Origin of the sequence: Sodalis sp. RH21, from assembly GCF_047324175.1 — a bacterium.
Taxonomy (GTDB): domain Bacteria; phylum Pseudomonadota; class Gammaproteobacteria; order Enterobacterales; family Enterobacteriaceae; genus Acerihabitans.
This window is the reverse complement of record NZ_CP178732.1, coordinates 2,921,034-2,943,229: the sequence shown is the minus strand read 5'-3', so window position 1 is coordinate 2,943,229 and position 22,196 is coordinate 2,921,034. Positions and strand designations below refer to the sequence as shown.

Sequence of the window (22,196 nt, the reverse complement as noted above, 5' to 3'; positions counted from 1 at the left end):
ATGCTAGATCAACTATAGAACAGATTTTTTGCCGCGGATCGCCGGCGCTAATCAATTGTGATAGGAGTGAATGAAAAGAAGATATTGCCGGCAGTAACGCAATAAGCGCCGGCGATTGTTAAATCCGCTGGCCGGGAAACAGGCTGCCGCGCACCTTATGCCATAATATCTGCACCGAGTCGGGCATGGTCATCTTATCGCTTAGCGGCGCGCCCTGCGGGTGCTGCATGGCGAATACCAATACGGCCAGGCAGAGGATGCGTTCAAGCTGGTTGCCTTTTTGCGACTGCAGGATGGGCAGGCGAAAGCGCCAGCGGCAGGGCCACAGCAGCGGCACGCCGGCGGGGGTCAGCATATCGGCGATAATATGGCTGAGATAGCCGATAATCATGCCGTGAAACGCGTCCAGGGGGACCAGCCCCGGCGTGACCTGGAGGGTGAATAGCATAATGCCGCCCATAATGGCCAGCAGGCTATGGGTAAAACCGCGGTGGCCGAACATGCGGGCAATGGGCAACGACAGCCATTTCAAGCGTTGGCCGAGAAAGGAGTGGGGATGATCGATATCCGGCAGCAGGCAGGTCAGCAGGCCGCCGGCGATGATATGCCACCAGTCGCCTTGGGCGAGCGCAGGGGACAGCTCCATTTTTTTGGCTAAAATGGTGCTCGCCAGAGCGAAAATGAGGTGCCCTTCAGCGGTCATGATAAGATAAGGTCTTTATTGCTGGTCATATGTCCAGTATAAAGCAATCCGCCGTATCCTGAAATAGGTTACCTTGTAACAAATAACTGCCGCGCGCGACTTTCTGGGTTACCAGTAAGCAAAAGCCCCGCGGCTGCGGGGCTTTTGACACCGGTGCGGGGGAGGGTCTAGCGCGCCAGCCAGCCGCCGTCAACGGCAATGGTGTAGCCGTTGATGTAATCGGATGCCGTGGAGGCCAGGAAAATCGCCGGGCCTTTCAGATCGGCAGGCAGGCCCCAGCGCCCGGCCGGAATACGTTCCAGGATCTCTTTGCTGCGGTCTTCATCGGCACGCAGTTGCTGGGTATTGTTGGTGGCCATATAGCCCGGCGCGATAGCGTTGACATTGATATTATGTTTCGCCCATTCGTTGGCCAGTAGGCGGGTCACGCCCATAACCGCGCTCTTGGAGGCGGTATAAGACGGCACGCGTATCCCGCCCTGGAAGGACAGCATGGAGGCGATATTGATGATTTTGCCGCCTTTACCCTGCTTGATAAACTGACGGGCTGCCGCCTGGGACATAAAGAAGACGGTCTTGATATTGATATTCATGACATCGTCCCAGTTTTTTTCACTGAATTCGATGGCGTCTTCGCGGCGGATTATACCGGCATTGTTCACCAGAATATCGATATGGCCATATTCGGCTACCGATTTTTCGATGATGCCCGGGATATCGTCAATTTTGGTTAAATCAGCGGTCAGGCTCAGGAAACGACGGCCCAAAGCGGTAACTTTGGCGATGGTTTCTTCAGGATCGACAATATTTACGCCGACGATGTCGCAGCCCGCTTCGGCCAGGCCGATAGCCATGCCTTGACCCAGGCCGGTATCACAGCCGGTGATCAACGCCACTTTACCCTGCAAATTAAATGAATCTAAAATCATACCTTAACCTCATTATTGGCGACGCAACGCCGCCGCCAGCACCTTGCGTACAAAATAGCCGAACGGGCCGGCCGGAAAACGTCATTAGCGAATTTCGCTGACTTTTACATGGTCCATATCATCAAATACCTGGTTCTCGCCGACCATGCCCCAGATAAAGGTATAATTTTTAGTGCCGACGCCCGCATGGATCGACCAGCTCGGTGAAATGACCGCCTGTTCGTTATGCACCAGCAGATGGCGGGTTTCCTGCGGTTGGCCCATCATGTGGAATACCGCGGTTTCTTCGTCCATATCAAAATAAAAGTAAACTTCCATGCGGCGTTCATGGGTATGGCAAGGCATCGTATTCCACAGATTGCCTTCGGCCAGCTTGGTCAGGCCCATCGTCAGCTGACAGGTCGGCAAGACATCGGGAACGATAAATTTATTGATGGTGCGCAGATTGCTGGTGGCATTATCGCCAATGGTCTGCGGAGACGCTTCGGCCATGGTGATTTTACGGCTGGGGTAGGTCATGTGCGCCGGCGCGCTGTTGTAATAGAATTTAGCCGGCTTGGCGGCGTCCACGCTGGTGAACTGCACGTCTTTTGCGCCCATGCCCACATACAGGGCTTCCTGATGGCCGATTTCATAGGTTTTGCCGTCAACGACGATGACGCCCGGCCCGCCGATATTGATTACGCCCAATTCCCGGCGTTCCAGGAAATAGCTCACGCCCAGCTGTTTACCGACTTCGCCGCCGATGGACACCGCCTTGGTTACCGGCTTGATCCCGCCGACGATAATCCGATCGATATGGCTATACGTCATGGTATAGGCATCGGCTTCGAAGATTTTCTCGATCATGAACTGGCTACGCAGACCGTCGGTATCCAGGTGTTTTGCGTGATCGCTATGAATGCTTTGGCGTACTTCCATAATGGTAATGCCTCTCTTTCAGAACATGTTCGTGTAACGGGGCTGGCCCCAGGAGAAAAAACCGGCCGCCACGCATCGGGGCGTGGCAGTGACCCCGATGCGTGGCGATTGGCCGGTAATCTCTTTCTAATGGTGAAATGATAGTGCTACCGGGACATGAATTCAATAAAAATGAAATATTGTTTTATTTATTTTATGAGGACGGTCATGCTTTGCAAATTTTCCGGTTTCATTCCGTGCGGTTCACTCTAGAATGGAGCAACTTGACAGTCTTCACACCGCCGCTTATGGCGGCCCGTTAAACGGAGTAAATATGAAAACCTTTTTTATCGATGATGAGACGCCTTGGGAAGTGGTTGGCGCCGGGGTAAAACGCAAAGTCATGACCTGGAGCGATGATTTAATGATGGTTTGCGTGCATTTTGCCAAAGGCGCCATCGGCACCGCGCATCAGCATGATATCCACGATCAGATAGCTTATGTCGCCGCCGGCAGTTTTGAGGTGACCATCGAAGGTGAAACGCGGGTGCTGAAAACCGGCGATGCCTATCGCGCGGTTAAACATGAGATGCACGGCGTGGTGTCGCTGGAAGAAGGCAGCGTGCTGATCGATAGTTTCACGCCTAAGCGCGACGACTTTTTATAATTTACCCGGGCCGGGCGGCGGCGTTAGCTAATATGCCCGGCCGTGAGTTCCAGCAGCGATTCCAGCTTCACGTCCGCCACCGCCCAGCGGGGATCGGCGCGCAAAGCCGCGTCCGGCACCACGATCGAACGCATCCGCGCCGCTTTGGTGGCGATCATGCCGTTAAATGAATCCTCAAGGGTCGTGCAGCGTTCCGGTTGGGCGCCCAGCTGGGATGCCGCTTGCAAATAGACTTCCGGATGCGGTTTGCTGTAGGGCAGGTTTTGCGCCGAGGCCAGATGGTCAAAATAGTGGCGCAGGTTGAACATTTCCAGCACATTCTCCAGCATAAACAGCGGCGAGGCGGACGCCATGCCGATTTTCAGCCCGCTGGCCTTAACCGTTTCCAGCGCCTGCTCCACGCCGGGTAATAGCGGACGCTGCTCGTCGATCAGCGTCACCGCGCGCATGATAATCCGCTTGGCGACCTCTTCCACCGACGCGCCTTGCCAGGGGCTAAGCTGGTACCAGCTCTTTACCACCTGATCGATGCGCATACCCAACGTATCCGGAATCGCGTCATGGGTGGCGACATCCATGCCCATGGCGGCGAAAATATCGAGTTCCGCCTGGTGCCACAAAGGCTCAGAGTCAATCAGTAATCCATCCATATCAAAAATTACGGCTTCCTGAGGTAGTTTCAACGGCATGTATAAGGCTCCTGACGGCGATAAAAGAAGGTAGACCCAGAGAATAACACCAAACGGCTTAAACGTGATGGGGAAAGGAAAACGCGATTCACGAAAAACAACCGGGCACAAAACCTAAATTATAGATAAACTTAAGCATTCTGGTTGGCGTCGCTTAACAAGGGGAGCACATGACGTATCAACAAGCTGGCCGACTGGCCGTAATCAAACGGCTGGCGGGATGGATTATTTTTATACCGGCTTTACTCTCGACATTGATCTCCGTCTTGAAATTTATTTACCAGCATAGCGAGCAAAATAAGGGCATTAATGCGGTAATGGCCGATTTTTTTCATGTCATCATCGACATGCTGCGGTTTAATACGCCATTTCTCAATATATTTTGGTATAACTCGCCGCAGCCGGTGTTCGCGGGATCGATCTTCAGCGCCAATCTTCTTTTTTGGCTTATCTATATTTTGATTTTTGTCGGTCTGGCGCTCCAGGCATCGGGCGCGCGCATGTCGCGACAGGTCAGGCATATCCGCGAAGGGGTGGAAGATCAAATGGTGCTGGAGCAGGCCCGGGGGGCCGACGGCCTGAGCCGGGCGCAGCTGGAGGATAAAATCATCATGCCGCGTCATACCATCCTGCTGCAATTTTTCCCGCTCTACATTCTGCCGGTGGTGCTGGCGGTAGTCGGTTATTTTGTTTTTAAACTGCTGGGTTTTTTATAGATCCGTTGATCGGCATGGCATCCATCAGGCCGGGGCAGGGCTGGCCCGGCCTGATGGATTATTTGTCGCTCAGCACTCGGTCGAGCGCCTCCTGGGCGGTGCCGATGTGCTCCCCGCCAAACAAATACGCCCGGTTTAACAGGTAGTAGAGCTGATAAATCGGCTGGCGTTCGATAAATCCTTTTTCCAGCGGCCAGATGCTCTGATAGCCGTCATAGATTTGGGGCAGCAGTTGCCCATACAGCGGCAACATGGCCAAATCGCATTCCCTATCGCCCCAATAGCAGGCCGGATCGTAGAGAAAACAGCCGTTGCTGCTGTTGGCGCAATTGTCCGGCCACAGATCGCCGTGCAACAGCGAAGGCTGGGGCTGATGGTCATGCAGGCGCTCGGCAATCGCCGCAGTCGCGTCGTCGATAGGGCCGTAGTGCAGCCCTTTTTCCGCCGCCAACTGCAGTTGCCAGCCGATACGCTGCTCGGCATAAAACACCGACCAGCGGCGCTGCCACGAATTGGGCTGCGTGACGGTGGAAAGGTCGTTATCGAAATCCAGGCCGAACTGGGGCTGTTCGCTCCATTGATGCAAACGGGCCAATTGCTGCCCCAGGCAGTAGGCGCCATGGGCGTCAAACGGGCGTTCTTCCAGATAATCCAGGATCAGGAAACTTTCGTCGCGGGAACTGCCGACGCCGTGCACTTTGGGAATGCGCACCGTATTGCTGCGTGCGAGCATCTCAAGTTGATCGGCCTCGTTGGTGAATTTCTGCAACAGTTCGCGCGCATCGCTCTTCACGAACAGCTGATGCTCGCCATAGCGGATATACCAGGCTGAATGCAGCTCACCGCCGGGCAATTCCCGGTGCTCGCGGATCTCATCCTGGCCAAACTGTTCTGCCAGCATAGTGCTTATGGCATGCCACATCGTCGTATCCCCCTAAAGTCGCTCTGCCGGTTAAGGTATGAATCACTTCGGTGACAAAATCTTGTCAAATCGGCGCACCCGCCGACATCTGCGGCGACGATGACCGATGGAACGAACCCGAAAAAGCACGGCCAGCAAGCAGATCAACGGCGCGTATCGGATTCAAGAGAGAAGGGCCTGCCAGCCAGCCGGGACTCGGTGAGGTTCGCGTCACGGGCCGCGCTGGTAAAGCATGGAGAGAGTGTTGGGGCGAAAGTAAGTTATGTCAACTGATAATTACTATTGTTGCTAGCCTAAAACACGCGATGCTTAAAAGTAATGTCCTCACAAAAATCATCGGTTTGCAATGAAAATGAAACTGATTATCATTACCGTACTGATTTTGCTCACGGAAATAACCATGAAGTCTTATTTATCTTTATCTATATGGGCCGCAGCGGTTTTAGCTGCCCCTGCGGCGTTCGCCACCAGCTACCCGGTAACGCTGACGGATGTGGACGGTCAGTCCATTGTTTTGCCCCGGGAACCTCGGCATGTGGTGTTGCAGGACGGGCGGGATATTCTGACCCTGGCGCTGTTGGATAGCCAGGACCCGTTCGCGCGGCTGGTGGCCTGGAACAATCTGTTGAAAAAAAGCGATACCCATACCTGGCAACTGCTGGATAAAAAATGGCCGCAGGCCGATAACATCCTGGATATGGGTTTTAGCGATAAAGGCGAGGTGAATGTCGAAAGCGTTATCGCCAAAAAAACCGATCTGCTGATTGCGCAGCTGCGTTCCAAACCTTCGCTGGCGCAAGGGGGCGTATTGGCAAAAATGCAGGCCCTGAATATCCCGGTGGTGTTTATCGATACCATGTTCAAGCCGGTGGAAAATACCCCGCGCAGCGTGACGTTATTGGGCGCCATTCTTAACCGCGAGGGAGAAGCGAAAGAATATGTGGATTTTTACCAGGCGCATTACCGGCATGTCGGCGATAAAAAACCACCGGTTCTATGGTATCTACCATAATTTTTATAACCATCCTTATAATATCGTCGGAATGGAATATCTGGCGAAATTTATCTATCCGCAGTCTTTCGGCGATTTGGACCCGGCTCAAACCTATAGCGATATTTTGCAACGCTTCACGCAGATTCCGCAAGGGCAGGGCATTTTCGCTTCCCAGGCGCCCCAATAACGGCAGCCCATGTCGGGCGTGGCGCACCGTCGGCAAGGCGGTACGCCATCATCATCAAATCACCGTTTCCCGACACAAGTAGTCATAAATGCGTTTGGTGTCGTCGAACGTGCATAAACGGGTGCCTTTATGCAAGGTCGCGGCGCTGCCCGCCGCCACGCCATATCGCACCATATCCAGCAAATCAGCCCCGGCGGCGATTTTTTGCGTCATCGCGCCTACCATGCTGTCACCGGCGCCTACGGTACTCATGGTTTTTACCGGCGGCGGCACCACCTGGCATACATGGTCTTTATCCACCCCCAGCGCGCCCTGGGGGCCCAGGGACACCACCACGCGCTCGGTCTTGCCCTGGGCGATAATCTCCATGGCGGCTTGCCGCACGGCGTCAGGATCGTTTAATTCCCGCTGCGCCAGTTCCGCCAGTTCCTTTTGGTTGGGTTTAACCAGCGCAAGATTGCCGACGTCGAGGCAGGCCTTCAGGGCCGGCCCGGAACTATCGACGATGCAGCGCAGGCCGCGTCGCTGCGCGTCTCGCAATAAATGCTGTAAATTTTCGACGCTGACGCCCGGCGGCAGGCTGCCGCTAATCACGAATAATGAGCCGGCGGGCAGGTTTTGCAGCCGCTGCTCGAACAAGTGGAATTCGTCATCGGTCAAGTGCGCGCCCGGCATGACGAAGCGATACTGCTCGCCGGTGCTCGCGACATGCACGTGCAGGTTCTGGCGGGTCCAATCGCGGGTTTCTATGGCATCGGTGATTATCCCTTCCTGGGTCAGCAGTTCGGCCAGATGGCGTCCGGTGGGGCCGCCGATGGGAAACAGGGCGGTTGCCGTGCCGCCCAGATGCACAATGGCGCGGGCCACGTTGATACCGCCGCCTCCCGGCTCGAACTGCGGGGCCGAGCAACGCAGTTTCCCTTCCGCATAAATGCGATCGGTGGTGGTGGCGCTGTCCAGCGAAGGGGCCAGAGTCAGGGTCGTTATCTGTATCATAACACTCTCCTAGCATCGAAAATTGGCTTCAAGCATAGCACCAATCGACGCCCATCCCGTTAGGCTAAAGCGGGGTGCATTTTTTTTCGCTTATGCCGTCAAGTTTTCCACGCCGCTGCCGATATAGCGAATGACGGCAAATCGGAGAATAAGATGAGTCTTAAATCGGAACAACGCTGGAAGTGGATTAGTCTGCTGTTGCTAGCGGTATTGGTAGGATTATCCGGACTGTTACTTAACGTCAATGCCTAGCAGTGAATCCGCGGTTGCTTTTGCCCGGCGTCTGCATCAGCCAGGCGGAATCACCGCGCAGTATGTGATCCAGAGGGTGTTTTTTAAGCATTAAAATTATTAAAGAATGATCCAGATCCTGTTTTGATGGGATGAAAAGGCGTAGGATAATTCTTAAAAGACGTCAGGTAAATGAGAGGGTGTTATGGATCAATTCTATCGGTTAACGTTGCCCAGCATAGTATTAATATGTATGGCTTTTTGGGTCGCTGTCGTTACTGCTTTGGTATAACCTACCTCATAATGACTCGCTGATTCAAGCAAACCCGCTCCGGCGGGTTTGCTGCTTTTTGGTGCAAGCAAATAAATTTCACTTGACAGTTTGTATCGTATGATAATTTGCTGTTGAATCCATTTTGATAAGATGTTAATGCTTTAGGGCTTTTTCCTGATGATAAAACGGGGCCGTTTTTTCGTTTCCATATAAATGCGTCCGATATATTCACCCAGCACGCCTATGCCGATCAGCTGCACCCCGCCCAAAAACAGAATCGCCGTCATGATCGAGGGATAACCCGGTACGCTGTTGCCCCAAATCAATTTGTCGAGGATCATCCAGGCCGCATAGAAAAAAGCGAACAGGGCAACCGTCAATCCCAGATAAGACCAAATGCGCAAAGGGAAGGTTGAAAAGCTGGTGATACCTTCAATGGCCAGGTTCCACAGCTTCCAGCCGTTGAACTTCGATTCGCCCGCCACGCGGCTGGCCCGGGAATATTCCACCACCACGGTACGGCCGCCGACCCAGGACAGGATGCCTTTCATAAACAGGTTGCGCTCCGGCAGCAGCAGGATATTATCCACCACCTGGCGGGACATCAGGCGAAAGTCCCCGACATTTTCTTCGATTTTGGGCGAGCTGATTTTATTGTGCAGCTTATAGAACCATTCCGCGGTTTTGCGTTTCATCCGGCTGTCGGTCATGCGGTCGGAACGCTTGGCCAGCACGATATCGGCGCCTTCCTGCCATTTTTGCACCAGTTGGGGGATGACCGCGATGGGGTCCTGCAAGTCGACGTCAATGGGGATGACGGCATCGCCGGTGGCATATTGCAGGCCAGCGAACAGCGCCGGTTCCTTACCGAAATTACGGGTGAAGTCCAGCACCAGGACCAGGGGATCGGCCAGGGCAAAAGCCCAGGCGATCTCGGAAGTTTTATCCTTGCTGCCATCATTGATAAAAACGATTTCCACTTCATATTGCTTCAGCGGTTCAAACTCTCTTACCGCTTTATAAAATAGCGGTATCATTTCCGCTTCATTAAATACTGGAACAACCAAGGATATTTTCACGCTTTATTTTCCTTGAAAACGATGAATTTTGAATAAAAAAATCCACATATCAGACTTACGCCTGAAAAGACGATCAGAGTAATAATAGCGGGTGCATGCAGCCGGTCGCCAAGCCAGCCCACGGTTAAAGCCATGGCCCCCATGAAAACGATATAAAAAATATAACGCATGGTGGTGGCGGTTTTTTTGAACGTGAAACGCGCGTTGACAAAAAAGCTGAAGGTTACCGCAATACAAAACGCGCAAAAATTAGACAACGTCTGATCCATGCCGGCCCAGTAATGGAATAAACCAAATGCAGCCCAATGAATAAGGGTATTAATTACGCCGACCATCGCGTACATCGAGAACGTTTTAAGCATCTTAGGTTGCCAATAGGGATTACGCGCGAAAGTCTACCACTATCGGCGGTCGCGATATAGAAAGAATTCAGCGTGTTGTGGCCGGATATCCGCTGTCCAAAAGCGCGCCGGGGAGATAAAATACGGGTGCGTATTTATAGGCTGCGAACCAAGCGGCGCAAGGCGCTATCCCATGATTGCCTAAGCTTTTTTTCTTTAAGCGTGGCGACATCCATCTTTTCGGTGGTAGTATTACGGTTCCCAACAATGCGTCACACCCCCGGACGTTCTACCGGTGCGGGAGCGTGCTTATATCCGGCAAAGTAAAGCCTGATAGCGCATACCAACCTATGAAGTTTGAATGACAAAAATTTGTATGTGTTCTCGCGTATGGATCACCACTGCAAATTAAGGAAACAACCATGCCAGTGATTACCCTTCCTGATGGAAGTCAGCGTCAGTTCGATCATCCCGTCTCACCCCTTGATGTTGCCCGTGATATCGGTCCCGGTCTGGCCAAGGCCTGCATAGCCGGCAGGGTCAACGGTGAATTAATCGACGCCGTCGATATGATTACCGATGATGCGCAGCTCGCCATCATCACCGCCAAAGATGAAGCTGGGCTGGAAATTATCCGCCATTCCTGCGCGCATCTGCTGGGACATGCCATCAAGCAGCTGTGGCCCGATGCCAAAATGGCCATCGGCCCGGTTATCGATAAAGGGTTTTATTATGACGTTGATCTGGATCGCACCCTGACCCAGGAAGACATCGACCTGCTCGAAAAGCGCATGCATGAGCTGGCCGATAAGGATTACGACGTTATCAAGGAAAAAGTGAGCTGGCAGCAGGCGCGCGACGTCTTTGTCGCCCGCGGCGAGCTATATAAAGTCGCCATCCTCGACGAGAACATCAGCCACGACGATCGTCCCGGCCTGTATCACCACGAAGAATATGTCGATATGTGCCGCGGTCCGCACGTGCCGAATATGCGTTTTTGCCATCATTTCAAATTACAAAAAACCTCCGGGGCGTATTGGCGCGGCGACAGCAAAAATAAAATGCTGCAACGCATCTACGGCACCGCCTGGGGTGATAAAAAGCAGTTGAACACCTATCTGCAGCACCTGGAAGAAGCGGGCAAACGCGATCACCGCAAAATCGGCAAGCAGCTCGATTTGTACCATATGCAGGAAGAAGCGCCCGGCATGGTATTCTGGCACAACGACGGCTGGACTATCTTCCGCGAGCTTGAAGCCTTTGTGCGCATGAAACTCAAAGCCTATCACTACCAGGAAGTGAAAGGTCCGTTCATGATGGACCGCGTGCTGTGGGAAAAAACCGGCCATTGGGAAAACTATGCCGAGCATATGTTTACCACTTCATCGGAAAACCGCGAGTATTGCATTAAGCCGATGAACTGCCCGGGCCACGTGCAGATTTTCAACCAGGGTCTGAAATCCTATCGCGATCTCCCTCTGCGCATGGCAGAGTTCGGCAGTTGCCACCGCAACGAGCCGTCGGGGTCCCTGCACGGCCTGATGCGCGTACGCGGTTTCACCCAGGACGATGCCCATATTTTCTGTACCGAAGACCAGATTCGGGATGAAGTAAACAATTGCATCAAAATGGTGTATGATATTTACGGTACGTTTGGCTTTGATAATATTCTGGTTAAACTCTCCACGCGTCCTGTAAAACGTATCGGTTCCGACGAAACGTGGGATCGGGCGGAAAAAGACCTGGCCGCCGCGTTAACTGAAAACGGCATCGCTTTTGAATTTTTGCCGGGCGAGGGCGCTTTTTACGGTCCTAAAATAGAATTTACCCTGCTCGATTGTCTCGATCGCGCATGGCAATGTGGTACGGTACAGCTGGACTTCTCATTACCGGGTCGCCTGAGCGCCTCTTATATAGGCGAAAACAACGAACGTTTAGTGCCGGTAATGATCCATCGCGCCATTTTGGGTTCAATGGAACGTTTTATCGGTATTCTAACCGAAGAGTACGCGGGTTTTTATCCGACATGGCTGGCGCCGACCCAGGTTGTGGTGATGAATATCACTGACAATCAGTCGGAGTACGTCGCAAAAGTGACGGAAAGATTGTCTGCTGCCGGCATTCGTGTAAAAGCAGACTTGAGAAATGAGAAAATAGGCTTTAAAATCCGCGAACATACTTTGCGTCGGGTGCCCTACATGCTGGTCTGCGGTGATAAAGAAACCGAGGCAGGCAAAGTTGCCGTGCGTACACGCCGCGGCATCGACTTGGGCAGCATCGACGTTAACGAGATTATTGAAAAGCTGCAGCTTGAAATTCGCAGCCGTAATCTTCATCAACTGGAGGTATAAAGTATTAAAGGCGGAAAACGAGTTCAACCGGCGCGTCCTAATCGTATTAACCGAGAAATCCGCGCAGCAGAGGTTCGTCTGACGGGGATTGACGGCGAGCAGATTGGCATAGTCAGCCTCAATGAAGCGCTTGAAAAAGCCGAGGAAGCGGGCGTAGATTTAGTTGAAATCAGCCCTAATGCCGAACCGCCGGTTTGTCGTATAATGGATTACGGCAAGTTCCTCTACGAGAAGAGCAAATCCACCAAAGAGCAGAAAAAGAAACAAAAAGTTATTCAGGTTAAGGAAATTAAGTTCCGGCCTGGTACCGATGAAGGCGACTATCAGGTAAAACTACGCAACCTGATTCGTTTTCTGGAAGACGGCGATAAAGCCAAAATCACCCTGCGGTTTCGCGGACGTGAAATGGCGCACCAGCAGATTGGCATCGAAGTGCTTAACCGCGTTCGTGACGATCTGAGTGAACTGGCGGTAGTTGAGTCCTTTCCGAGTAAAATCGAAGGACGCCAGATGATCATGGTGCTCGCACCCAAGAAGAAACAATAAGGCCTGACAAGCAAGGCGGCGGGCCGCTTAACCGCGGTGCGTCGCCTTCGCCTCATTGATTCATATTATCAACAATGCGGAGTAGAGAAATAACTCATGCCAAAAATCAAGACAGTACGCGGTGCTGCCAAGCGCTTCAAGAAAACCGCCTCCGGCGGCTTTAAGCGCAAGCATGCTAACCTGCGTCATATTCTGACCAAGAAATCCACGAAGCGTAAGCGTCACCTGCGTCCTAAATCCATGGTCTCCAAAGGCGATCTGGGTCTGGTAATCGCGTGCCTGCCGTACGCATAAGCGTTTTTTAATGGTTTTGGATAAGACTTTAGGAGAGAGCATATGGCTCGCGTAAAACGTGGTGTGACAGCTCGTGCACGTCACAAAAAGATTCTGAAAAAAGCGAAAGGCTACTACGGCGCCCGTTCGCGTGTTTACCGTGTTGCCTTCCAGGCGGTTATCAAAGCAGGCCAGTATGCCTACCGCGACCGTCGTCAGAAGAAACGTCAATTCCGTCAACTGTGGATTGCGCGTATCAACGCCGCAGCCCGTCAGAACGGCATTTCTTACAGCCGCTTCATTAATGGCCTGAAAAAAGCCTCTATTGAAATCGACCGTAAGATCCTGGCAGACATCGCCGTATTCGACAAAGTGGCCTTTACCGCACTTGCCGAAAAAGCGAAAGGTGCGCTGGCGTAATACGCATGGAAGAGGGAGTCTGACTCCCTCTTTTATCAAGCACAATCTAGCTAACAAGGTAATGCAAGCATGAATGCTGCTATTTTCCGTTTCTTTTTTTACTTTAGCGCCTGAATCCCGGGAGCTTGCGCGTAAGAAAAGAAACGAAAAATAGCGCTAAAGCCTCCCGGTGTGGAGGTTTTTTTTTGCTCGCCATTAACGATTAAGCCATTCAAGGCCGGAAAAGAAGAGGAAAGCAATGCCACATCTCGCAGATTTGGTTGTGCAAGCCAAGCTTGCCATAGCACAGGCCCAGGATATCGCGGCGCTGGACAACGTGCGCGTCGAGTATCTCGGCAAAAAAGGCCATTTGACATTACAAATGACCACCTTACGCGATTTGCCGGCGGAAGAGCGTCCTGCGGCGGGTGCGGTGATCAATCAGGTCAAGCTGGAAGTTCAGCAGGCGCTCAACGAGCGCAAGGCCAGCCTGGAGTCCGCGGCGCTAAACAGCCGGCTGGCGCAAGAGACGCTGGATGTCTCGCTGCCGGGACGGCGCATGGAAAACGGCGGGCTGCATCCGGTGACCCGCACGATCTCCCGCATTGAGCAGTTCTTTGGCGAGCTGGGTTTCTCGGTGGCCACCGGCCCGGAAATCGAAGATGATTATCACAATTTCGATGCCCTGAATATTCCCCCGCACCATCCGGCCCGGGCGGACCATGACACCTTCTGGTTTGACGCCACCCGGTTATTGCGCACCCAGACCTCGGGCGTGCAAATCCGCACCATGAAAAACCAGCAGCCGCCGATCCGCATCATTGCCCCGGGGCGCGTTTATCGCAACGACTACGATCAGACCCATACCCCGATGTTCCATCAAATGGAAGGGCTGATCATTGATACCAATATCAGCTTTACCAACCTGAAAGGCACGCTAAACGACTTCCTGCGTAATTTCTTTGAAGAAGATCTGCAGATTCGTTTTCGTCCTTCCTATTTCCCGTTTACCGAACCATCGGCTGAAGTGGATGTGATGGGTAAAAACGGCAAATGGCTGGAAGTGCTGGGCTGCGGCATGGTCCATCCCAACGTATTGCGCAACGTCGGCATCGACCCGGAAGTCTATTCCGGCTTCGCTTTTGGCATGGGTATGGAACGGCTGTCTATGTTGCGTTACGGCGTCACTGATTTACGCGCATTCTTCGAAAACGATCTGCGTTTTCTTAAACAATTCAAATAAGGCGGGATAAGCACATGAAATTCAGTGAACTTTGGCTGCGTGAATGGGTGAATCCGGCCATTAGCAGCGACGAACTGGCGGAACAAATCACCATGGCCGGGCTGGAAGTCGACGGCATCACCGATGCCGCCCCCGCCTTTACCGGCGTAGTAGTGGGACGGGTGGTCGCCTGTCAGCAGCATCCCAACGCCGATAAACTGCGGGTCACCAAGGTGGATATCGGCGCCGGCGCCTGGCTGGATATTGTCTGCGGCGCCCCCAATTGCCGCGAAGGATTAACGGTGGCGGTGGCTACGGTCGGCGCGGTGCTGCCCGGCGAGTTCAAAATCAAGGCCGCCAAACTGCGCGGCGAGCCGTCCGAAGGCATGCTGTGTTCATTTTCCGAACTCGGCCTGGTGGACGATCATAGCGGCATTATCGAACTGCCCGCGGATGCGCCCATTGGCGCCAGCATCCGCGATTACCTGCGCCTTGACGACAAGATTATCGATATCAGCGTGACGCCGAACCGGGCCGATTGCCTGGGCCTGCTGGGGATTGCCCGCGACGTGGCGGTAATCAATCGCCTGCCGCTGAACGCGGCGGCTATTGATGCCGTGGCGCCGGCCATCGCCGACCGGATCGCGGTGCGCGTTGATGCGCCGGCCGCCTGCCCGCGCTATCTTGCCAGGGTGATCAAAGGTATCGACGTCGCCGCGCCCACGCCGCTGTGGATGAAAGAGAAGCTGCGCCGCTCGGGCCTGCGTCCGGTGGACGCCGTGGTGGATGTGACCAACTTTGTGTTGCTGGAGCTGGGCCAGCCCATGCATGCCTTCGATTTGCAGGCCATTGACGGCGGCATCGTGGTGCGTATGGCCGGGCAGGGGGAAACCCTGACGCTGCTGGACGGCACCAAAGCCACCCTGGCGCCTGACACGCTGGTCATTGCCGACCATCAGAAAGCGCTGGCAATGGCCGGTATCTTCGGCGGCGAGTTCTCCGGCATCGGCACCGCCACCCGGGACGTCGTGCTGGAGAGCGCCTTCTTCGACCCGCTGGCCATTGCCGGCCGCGCGCGCCGCTACGGTTTGCACACCGACGCGTCCCATCGCTATGAACGCGGGGTCGATCCGGCCTTGCAGCAGCGGGCCATCGAACGCGCCACCGGCCTGCTGATCGCCATTTGCGGCGGCCAGCCTGGCCCGGTGATTGAGGTTGGCTCGCCGGCCGATTTGCCGACGCCCGCCACCATTACCCTGCGCCGGGAAAAACTTGATCGTCTCATTGGCCATGTCATCGCGGATGCGGACGTCGGCGATATCCTGGCCCGTCTGGGCTGCAGCGTTACCGCGGGCCAGGATAGCTGGCAGGCGGTCGCGCCGAGCTGGCGTTTCGATATGGCGATCGAAGAGGATTTGGTGGAAGAAGTGGCCCGGGTATTTGGCTATAACGCCATTCCCAATGTGCCGATCCGCGCCAATCTTGAAATGACCCGCCACCAGGAGGCCGCATTGCCGCTGAACCGCGTGAAGACGCTGCTGGTGGATCGGGGTTATCAAGAGGCGATCACTTACAGTTTCGTCGATCCCAAGATACAATCCCTGCTGCATCCGGACCAGGCGCCGCTGATGCTGCCAAGCCCCATTTCCGCCGAAATGTCCGCTATGCGCCTGTCGCTATGGAGCGGTTTGATCGCCGCCGTGGTCTATAATCAGAATCGTCAGCAAAATCGCATCCGTTTATTCGAGAGCGGATTGCGCTTTGTTCCTGATAATGCAGCGGACCTGGGTATCCGCCAGGATCTTATGCTGGCGGGAGTCATTACCGGTCCAAGATTCGATGAACATTGGGATTTGGCGCGCCAGCCGGTGGATTTTTATGATTTGAAGGGCGATCTTGAATCATTACTTGAACTTACCGGCAAACTTGCCGATATTGACTTCAGGATTGAAAATAATCCCGCTTTACACCCCGGCCAGAGCGCCGCGCTCTATCTGGCGGGGGAACGTATTGGATTTATTGGGGTTATACATCCGGAATTAGAAGCAAAATTGGATTTAAATGGCCGTACCGTCGTGTTTGAACTACTCTGGGATAAGGTGGCGGTCCGCAAAGTGCCTGAAGCGCGGGACATTTCGCGCTTCCCGGCGAACCGCCGCGACATCGCCGTTGTGGTCGCCGAAAGCGTTCCGGCAGCAGAAATTATCGCAGAGTGTAAGAAAGTTGGCGCAAATCAGGTAGTTGGCGTAAACTTGTTTGATGTGTACCGGGGGAAGGGCGTAGCGGAAGGTTTTAAGAGCCTGGCTATCAGCCTGATATTACAGGATACCGCTCGTACACTGGAAGAAGAGGCTATTGCCGCCACCGTTGATAAATGCGTTGCGGCACTAAAACAGCGATTCCAAGCATCCTTGAGGGATTGAACCTATGGCGCTTACTAAAGCTGAAATGTCAGAATACCTGTTTGAAAAGCTCGGGCTGAGCAAACGGGATGCCAAAGAAATAGTGGAACTGTTTTTTGAGGAAGTCCGGCGAGCGCTGGAAAATGGCGAGCAGGTAAAATTATCCGGTTTTGGTAATTTTGATTTGCGCGACAAAAATCAACGACCTGGGCGTAACCCGAAAACCGGTGAAGATATCCCGATCACTGCCAGGCGGGTAGTAACGTTTCGTCCGGGACAAAAGTTAAAAAGCCGTGTCGAGAATGCTTCACCTAAAGAGTGACGTATTGTCAGCTACCTGAAAGGCCGCATAGTGCGGCCTTTTTTTTGCCCGCGCCGGCGCGCTCCGGTTCGTGCGGATGTGTCGTTATACAGGCATTTGTCGGCGCTGGTGGGCGCCTCTGCCGTTTTACGCCAAGGTGCGGTGGTCTGTGCGATGATCGGATCGCGGCGTTCTGGGCCTGCTGGTATAAACCGCTGTAAATAACCCGCCGCATCAGGATTTTATTAAACCCAAGCCTCATGTCCGATAGCCCGCCGAGGGGACTCGCTTCTGCTCGGTATGTTTAGCCGGACATCACTGTAAGCATAACGTTAGTTTTGCGAAAGAGTGCCGCAAATGCGCCGCTGTCTGATAGTGCTGTTTTTCCGCTACTGATATAACGACAGCAAATAAACTCAGGGAATATCTAATGAAAAAAACTACCGCGTTGTTGGTGATGGCGTTATCAATCATGCCGGCTATGGCGCCTTCGGTCGTCATGGCGGCGGGCGCCGGCAACGGCGATGCCCATGGGGTCTCAAGGGGGGTCGGGGACCGCAATAGCCAGGGCAAGTATTGGGATGGCTATCAATGGCGCACCGCCAAATGGTGGCGCGCCCATCAGGGCAAGCATCTGGGCGAGCGCAACCAGCATGGCGAATATTGGGACGGGGGCCGCTGGTCGCCAAAAGCGCCCGCCGCGGCCAAGGCCCGGCCGCAAGGCAATGCCGGCGACCCGAAAAACCAGGGACATGCCGCCGGCACCGAGGGTAAAACCCTGCCTGGCGGCGACAACCGGCAGCAAAGCCAGAATGGCGCCACGGAACAGCCGCGCAAAGCGCCTCAGCAATAACCCACCCCGACTCCGGTTAGCGTGATCATAACCGCCGGCACCGCCAGGATATCCGAATCCGGTGCCGGTCCCATAAGGTTTCCCACCGCGACTTCACCCCACCGCCCCGAAAAAATCCTGCCGCGGACATGCTCCCAGGTCTTGCTACTACCGCTTTGCCGCCATTCCCGGTAGGATAATGCCCAGCTTTACGTGCTGCTGGACCACTTAATGACCGGACCTGAATAATGCTGCCGTCTGACCTGTCTCTTTTTAGCGCCCTGAAAGATCGCCAACTGCGCCAGGATACCGCCCGGCTGCGCTGGCTGGCATTATTTCTGGGCATTGCCTGGCTGCTGAGCTTGTGTGCCGGTGATGTCTGGTTTTGGCCAACGCAATGGTTTGATGCCACGGCGCGGGTCTTTGTCTGGGAGTTGCGGTTGCCGCGCGCGCTGGCGGTCATGGTCGTCGGCGCCGCGCTGGCCCTGGCGGGGGCCGCGATGCAAAATATATTTGAAAATCCGCTGGCCGAACCGGGGCTGCTGGGGGTGGCAAACGGCGCCGGCGTAGCGCTGGCGCTGGGCGTACTGCTTAGCCGCGGCATGATGCCGGTGTGGGGCCTTGGATTGTGCGCCGTGGGCGGCGCGCTGGCCATTACCGCCATGCTGCTGTGGTTCGCCAGACGCCGCGCGTCCAACGCCCGGCTATTGCTGGTCGGCGTCGCCTTGGGCATTGTGTGCAGCGCCGTCATGACCTGGGCGGTCTATTTCAGCACCAGCCTGGATTTGCGCCAGCTATTATATTGGATGATGGGCGGTTTTGGCGGCGTTGATTGGCGCGCCAAATGGCTGGTGTTATCCCTGGTGCCGTTCATTATCTGGCTTTCCCTGCAAGGACGGGTCATGAACCTGCTGGCGCTGGGCGAGCAGCAGGCCTTGCAGTTGGGGCTACCGGTATTTATCTGGCGCAATGTGCTGGTGCTGGCGTTTGGCTGGATGGTGGGCATCAGCGTCGCCCTGGCCGGGGTTATCAGCTTTATCGGGCTGGTTATCCCGCACATATTGCGCCTGGGCGGACTCACAGACCACCGGCGCCTGCTGCCCGGTTGCGCGTTGGCCGGTGCCGGCGTATTACTGCTGGCGGATGCGATCGCGCGCATTGCATTGCCCTCCGCCGAGTTGCCCATCGGCGTGGTGACCGCGACCCTGGGTTCGCCGATATTTATCTGGCTATTAATCAGGATTAGGGGATAAGCTTGTGTCCGGAATGTTAAGGTGCTGATTTTACCTGTATCTGGAGGAGTTCGAGATGAGTGATAATATTTTTACCCTACCGCTTAAGACCATCACCGGCGACGTTACCACCTTGGAAAATTACCGGGGCTCGGTGCTGCTGATTGTGAATGTCGCGTCGAAATGCGGCTTGACCGACCAATATGAAGAGTTGGAAAGCCTGTACAAAACCCATCACCCGCAGGGGCTGGAAGTATTAGGTTTTCCTTCCAATGAATTTGCCGGCCAGGAACCCGGTAGCGATGACGAAATTTTGGCGTTTTGCCGCGGCACCTTCGGAGTGGAATTTCCGATGTTCAGCAAAATCGAGGTTAACGGCGAACGCCGGCATCCTCTTTATCAAGCGCTGATCGCCGCGCAGCCCAAAGCGATCGCCCCGCAGGACAGCGGATTTTACCAGCGCCTGGCGGGTAAAGGCCGAGAGCCGAAACACCCGCAGGATATCCTGTGGAATTTTGAAAAATTCCTGGTAGGACGCGACGGCAAGGTCATTGCGCGTTTTGCGCCGGATATGCGTCCCCGCGACCCCATCATCCTGGATGCCATCACCCAGGCGCTGGCAAAGTAATCGCCGGGATAACCCCATGACGGATTATACCCTGCTGGCCCTGAATCGGGTGACGGTGGCCCACCGGCTGGCGGAAATATCCGCGCAGGTGAGTCCCGGCGGCCTGGTCCACATCATCGGCCCTAACGGCGCGGGCAAAAGCACTTTGCTGGCCTGCATCGGCGGCCTGCAACCCTGCGGCGGCGATATTACCCTCATGGGCCAGCCCATAACGTCATGGGGCGGGGCGCAGCTTGCACTGCGACGGGGATATCTATGCCAGCAAGCACTGCCTTATGCCGCCATGCCGGTATTTCAATATCTGGCCTTGCACCAGCCCCTGAATGCAGGGACGAAAGAGATCGATCGCACCGTATCCTATCTTGCCGATGCCTTGGCCCTGACGGATAAATTGGCCCGGCCGTTGACTCATCTCTCCGGCGGCGAATGGCAACGGGTCAGACTGGCGGCGGTATTATTACAAATCTGGCCGGCGCTCAATCCGCGGGCCGGCCTGCTATTATTGGACGAACCGGCCGCCAGCCTGGATATCGCGCAGCGCGTGGCGCTTGACGCCCTGCTGGCGGAGGTGGCCCAATCCGGCATCGCCGTGGTGGTTTGCGCCCACGATCTTAACCACACGCTGCAACATGCCAGCGAAGTCTGGCTGATGTCAGAGGGTAGGCTGGCGGCGCAGGGCGATGCGCGGCAAATCATGCACCCGGCGGTGTTATCGCCGGTTTTTGGGGTGGATTTCACCCTATTACAGGCCGGCTCCCGGCCGTGGCTGTTCGCGTATGGCCAGGAGCCTGGCCAGGCGGTACATCACACGACTTGCTTATGAGTAGAAAATGAGACGGATTTCTTTTTGGGTAGTGGTGCTGGCGCTGTTTCTGGCCGGCTGTAGCCATCATGCGCCCCCGCCCGATCCCCGGCTGGCCAATACCAATCTGGTCAAGGCCCAGTTGCACTCCCAATTGCGGCAGTGGCATGGGGTTCCTTATCGGTATGGCGGCCTGGATCGCGGCGGGGTGGACTGCTCGGGATTTGTGTTCCGCACCTTCCGGGATCGTTTTGCCATTATATTGCCGCGCACCACCGAAGCGCAGACCAAAATCGGTACCCGCATCTCTCGCGACGACCTGCTGCCGGGGGATTTGGTGTTTTTTAAAACCGGTAGCGGCAGCAACGGCCTGCACGTGGGGATTTACGATAACAACGATCTGTTTATCCACGCCTCTACCAGCCAGGGCGTCATTCGTTCATCGCTGGATAACGTGTACTGGCGCAAAACTTACTGGCAGGCCAGGCGTATTTAACCGTTTGACCCGGTGGTCCATGGGCGGGAGAAAGCATGTCGTCTTTACGTTTATTACTGTCTGATTCGCACGATCCCTGGTTTAACCTGGCGGTGGAAGAGTGCATTTTCCGCCAGATGCCCCCTACCCAACGGGTGCTGTTCTTATGGCGTAATGCCGATACCGTGGTGATAGGCCGCGCGCAGAACCCGTGGAAGGAGTGCAATACCCGCCGGATGGAGCAAGACCGGGTCAAGCTGGCGCGGCGCAGCAGCGGCGGCGGGGCGGTGTTCCATGATCTGGGCAACACGTGTTTTACCTTTATGGCCGGCAAACCTGAATATGATAAATCCATCTCCACGCAAATTATTCTTAACGGCCTGCATGATATGGGCATTGCGGCCATCGCTTCCGGGCGCAACGATTTGGTCCTGGGCACCCCGGACGGGGAACGTAAAATTTCCGGTTCCGCTTACCGCGAAACCTCCGATCGGGGATTTCACCACGGCACGCTGCTGCTAAATGCCGATCTCGATCGCCTGGCGCTGTATCTCAATCCCGATCGGAAAAAGCTCCAGGCCAAGGGGATCACGTCCGTACGCGCCAGGGTGGCCAATTTAATCGACGTCATGCCCGGCATTACTCATCCGCTGCTGTGCCGACACCTCCAGCACGCTTTTGGCCACTGGTATGGCGAAACGGTGGAACCGGAAATCATCTCACCCCGGCATATTCCGGATTTACCCGGCTTTACCGAACAGTTTATCAAGCAAAGCGGATGGGAATGGAATTTCGGCCAGGCGCCGGCCTTCAGCCATACCCTGGATACCCGTTTTATCTGGGGCGGGGTGGAATTGCATTTTGACGTCGAACATGGCGTAATCACCCGCAGCCAGCTGTTTACCGACAGCCTGAATCCCACTCCGCTGGAAGAACTGTCCGCCGCATTGCGCGGCGTAGCCTACCGGGCCGATGCGATCGATTTATTATGCCGCCGGATGATGGCCCGGCACCCGCAGGATCGGGCATCGCTGGCCGAATTTACCGACTGGCTGACCAATCAGGTGCGCTGAGCCGGTCGCCGGGCCGCGCTGATATCGCGTAT

At 55.0% G+C, this 22,196-nt stretch carries 24 protein-coding genes, 1 pseudogene and 1 other annotated feature; of the genes and pseudogenes, 17 read left to right on the top strand and 8 right to left on the bottom strand.

Annotated features, from left to right (window positions below; genetic code table 11):
* Window positions 1-118: 118 nt before the first annotated feature.
* The 3 genes from ACL2XP_RS13490 to kduI form a co-directional block, all read right to left on the bottom strand.
* Window positions 119-703 (bottom strand): metal-dependent hydrolase, encoded by a 585-nt coding sequence (locus ACL2XP_RS13490; protein ID WP_413738994.1) that lies wholly within the window; start codon window positions 701-703, stop codon window positions 119-121.
* A 167-nt stretch (window positions 704-870) separates the two neighbouring features.
* Window positions 871-1,632 (bottom strand): 2-dehydro-3-deoxy-D-gluconate 5-dehydrogenase KduD, encoded by a 762-nt coding sequence (gene kduD, locus ACL2XP_RS13485; protein WP_413738993.1) that lies wholly within the window; start codon window positions 1,630-1,632, stop codon window positions 871-873.
* A gap of 84 nt (window positions 1,633-1,716) precedes the next feature.
* The gene (gene kduI / locus ACL2XP_RS13480; protein ID WP_413738992.1) at window positions 1,717-2,553 is read right to left on the bottom strand and encodes a 5-dehydro-4-deoxy-D-glucuronate isomerase; all 837 of its coding nucleotides are present in this window, start codon (window positions 2,551-2,553) and stop codon (window positions 1,717-1,719) included.
* A 313-nt stretch (window positions 2,554-2,866) separates the two neighbouring features.
* Here kduI and ACL2XP_RS13475 point away from each other — a divergent pair, with 313 nt between their 5' ends.
* The gene (locus tag ACL2XP_RS13475; RefSeq protein ID WP_413738991.1) at window positions 2,867-3,199 is read left to right on the top strand and encodes a cupin domain-containing protein; all 333 of its coding nucleotides are present in this window, start codon (window positions 2,867-2,869) and stop codon (window positions 3,197-3,199) included.
* Between the two features lie 23 nt (window positions 3,200-3,222).
* Here ACL2XP_RS13475 and hxpB read toward each other — a convergent pair whose 3' ends face one another.
* The gene (hxpB, locus tag ACL2XP_RS13470) at window positions 3,223-3,888 is read right to left on the bottom strand and encodes a hexitol phosphatase HxpB (RefSeq protein ID WP_413738990.1); all 666 of its coding nucleotides are present in this window, start codon (window positions 3,886-3,888) and stop codon (window positions 3,223-3,225) included.
* 170 nt (window positions 3,889-4,058) lie between these two features.
* Here hxpB and ACL2XP_RS13465 point away from each other — a divergent pair, with 170 nt between their 5' ends.
* Window positions 4,059-4,604, top strand: coding sequence for a YniB family protein (locus tag ACL2XP_RS13465; RefSeq protein WP_413738989.1), 546 nt, complete (start codon window positions 4,059-4,061; stop codon window positions 4,602-4,604).
* A gap of 58 nt (window positions 4,605-4,662) precedes the next feature.
* Here ACL2XP_RS13465 and ACL2XP_RS13460 read toward each other — a convergent pair whose 3' ends face one another.
* Window positions 4,663-5,526, bottom strand: a complete 864-nt coding sequence (locus tag ACL2XP_RS13460) for a fructosamine kinase family protein (RefSeq protein ID WP_413738988.1) — start codon at window positions 5,524-5,526, stop codon at window positions 4,663-4,665.
* Between the two features lie 400 nt (window positions 5,527-5,926).
* On the opposite strand from ACL2XP_RS13460, the pseudogene ACL2XP_RS13455 reads away from it, so the two are divergent.
* Window positions 5,927-6,707, top strand: a pseudogene (locus tag ACL2XP_RS13455) (ABC transporter substrate-binding protein).
* A gap of 54 nt (window positions 6,708-6,761) precedes the next feature.
* Here the strand turns inward: ACL2XP_RS13455 and pfkB are convergent.
* The 3 genes from pfkB to ACL2XP_RS13440 form a co-directional block, all read right to left on the bottom strand.
* Window positions 6,762-7,703 carry a 6-phosphofructokinase II gene (pfkB, locus tag ACL2XP_RS13450; RefSeq protein ID WP_413738987.1) on the bottom strand — a complete coding sequence of 314 codons (942 nt, stop codon included), beginning with the start codon at window positions 7,701-7,703 and terminating at the stop codon, window positions 6,762-6,764.
* A 666-nt stretch (window positions 7,704-8,369) separates the two neighbouring features.
* Complete coding sequence (locus ACL2XP_RS13445; RefSeq protein WP_413738986.1) at window positions 8,370-9,287, bottom strand: glycosyltransferase family 2 protein; 918 nt, start codon at window positions 9,285-9,287, stop codon at window positions 8,370-8,372.
* On the bottom strand, window positions 9,284-9,649 hold the full coding sequence (locus ACL2XP_RS13440; RefSeq protein ID WP_413738985.1) for a GtrA family protein: 366 nt from the start codon (window positions 9,647-9,649) through the stop codon (window positions 9,284-9,286). The genes ACL2XP_RS13445 and ACL2XP_RS13440 overlap by 4 nt, the downstream gene beginning before the upstream one ends.
* A 401-nt stretch (window positions 9,650-10,050) precedes the next feature.
* Here ACL2XP_RS13440 and thrS point away from each other — a divergent pair, with 401 nt between their 5' ends.
* The 14 genes from thrS to ACL2XP_RS13370 all read left to right on the top strand — a co-directional run bounded on the left by thrS (window position 10,051) and on the right by ACL2XP_RS13370 (window position 22,164).
* Window positions 10,051-11,979 carry a threonine--tRNA ligase gene (thrS, locus tag ACL2XP_RS13435; RefSeq protein ID WP_413738984.1) on the top strand — a complete coding sequence of 643 codons (1,929 nt, stop codon included), beginning with the start codon at window positions 10,051-10,053 and terminating at the stop codon, window positions 11,977-11,979.
* A gap of 3 nt (window positions 11,980-11,982) precedes the next feature.
* Window positions 11,983-12,525: a translation initiation factor IF-3 gene (infC, locus tag ACL2XP_RS13430; RefSeq protein ID WP_074012490.1), complete on the top strand. Its 543-nt coding sequence runs from the start codon at window positions 11,983-11,985 to the stop codon at window positions 12,523-12,525.
* Between the two features lie 96 nt (window positions 12,526-12,621).
* Window positions 12,622-12,819: a 50S ribosomal protein L35 gene (gene rpmI / locus ACL2XP_RS13425; protein ID WP_010847343.1), complete on the top strand. Its 198-nt coding sequence runs from the start codon at window positions 12,622-12,624 to the stop codon at window positions 12,817-12,819.
* 42 nt (window positions 12,820-12,861) lie between these two features.
* On the top strand, window positions 12,862-13,218 hold the full coding sequence (rplT, locus tag ACL2XP_RS13420; RefSeq protein WP_162365778.1) for a 50S ribosomal protein L20: 357 nt from the start codon (window positions 12,862-12,864) through the stop codon (window positions 13,216-13,218).
* Window positions 13,219-13,282: 64 nt separating this feature from the next.
* Window positions 13,283-13,406: a sequence feature (Phe leader region), on the top strand.
* Window positions 13,288-13,332: a pheST operon leader peptide PheM gene (gene pheM / locus ACL2XP_RS13415; RefSeq protein WP_106120997.1), complete on the top strand. Its 45-nt coding sequence runs from the start codon at window positions 13,288-13,290 to the stop codon at window positions 13,330-13,332. (Overlaps the previous feature by 45 nt.)
* 50 nt (window positions 13,407-13,456) lie before the next feature.
* A complete protein-coding gene (gene pheS / locus ACL2XP_RS13410; protein WP_413738983.1) occupies window positions 13,457-14,440 on the top strand; it encodes a phenylalanine--tRNA ligase subunit alpha in 984 nt (327 codons plus the stop codon).
* Between the two features lie 14 nt (window positions 14,441-14,454).
* Window positions 14,455-16,842, top strand: coding sequence for a phenylalanine--tRNA ligase subunit beta (pheT, locus tag ACL2XP_RS13405; protein WP_413738982.1), 2,388 nt, complete (start codon window positions 14,455-14,457; stop codon window positions 16,840-16,842).
* 4 nt (window positions 16,843-16,846) lie between these two features.
* Entirely contained in the window at window positions 16,847-17,143 is a 297-nt protein-coding gene (ihfA, locus tag ACL2XP_RS13400) for an integration host factor subunit alpha (protein WP_011411244.1), read from the top strand.
* Window positions 17,144-17,552: 409 nt separating this feature from the next.
* A complete protein-coding gene (locus ACL2XP_RS13395; protein WP_413738981.1) occupies window positions 17,553-17,975 on the top strand; it encodes a DUF2502 domain-containing protein in 423 nt (140 codons plus the stop codon).
* Window positions 17,976-18,202: 227 nt separating this feature from the next.
* A complete protein-coding gene (gene btuC, locus ACL2XP_RS13390) occupies window positions 18,203-19,207 on the top strand; it encodes a vitamin B12 ABC transporter permease BtuC (protein WP_413738980.1) in 1,005 nt (334 codons plus the stop codon).
* Window positions 19,208-19,262: 55 nt separating this feature from the next.
* The gene (locus ACL2XP_RS13385) at window positions 19,263-19,814 is read left to right on the top strand and encodes a glutathione peroxidase (protein WP_413738979.1); all 552 of its coding nucleotides are present in this window, start codon (window positions 19,263-19,265) and stop codon (window positions 19,812-19,814) included.
* 16 nt (window positions 19,815-19,830) lie between these two features.
* The gene (btuD, locus tag ACL2XP_RS13380) at window positions 19,831-20,637 is read left to right on the top strand and encodes a vitamin B12 ABC transporter ATP-binding protein BtuD (protein ID WP_413738978.1); all 807 of its coding nucleotides are present in this window, start codon (window positions 19,831-19,833) and stop codon (window positions 20,635-20,637) included.
* A 7-nt stretch (window positions 20,638-20,644) separates the two neighbouring features.
* Window positions 20,645-21,112, top strand: coding sequence for an NlpC/P60 family protein (locus tag ACL2XP_RS13375; protein ID WP_413738977.1), 468 nt, complete (start codon window positions 20,645-20,647; stop codon window positions 21,110-21,112).
* Window positions 21,113-21,147: 35 nt separating this feature from the next.
* Window positions 21,148-22,164, top strand: a complete 1,017-nt coding sequence (locus tag ACL2XP_RS13370) for a lipoate--protein ligase (RefSeq protein WP_413738976.1) — start codon at window positions 21,148-21,150, stop codon at window positions 22,162-22,164.
* Window positions 22,165-22,196: the final 32 nt, after the last annotated feature.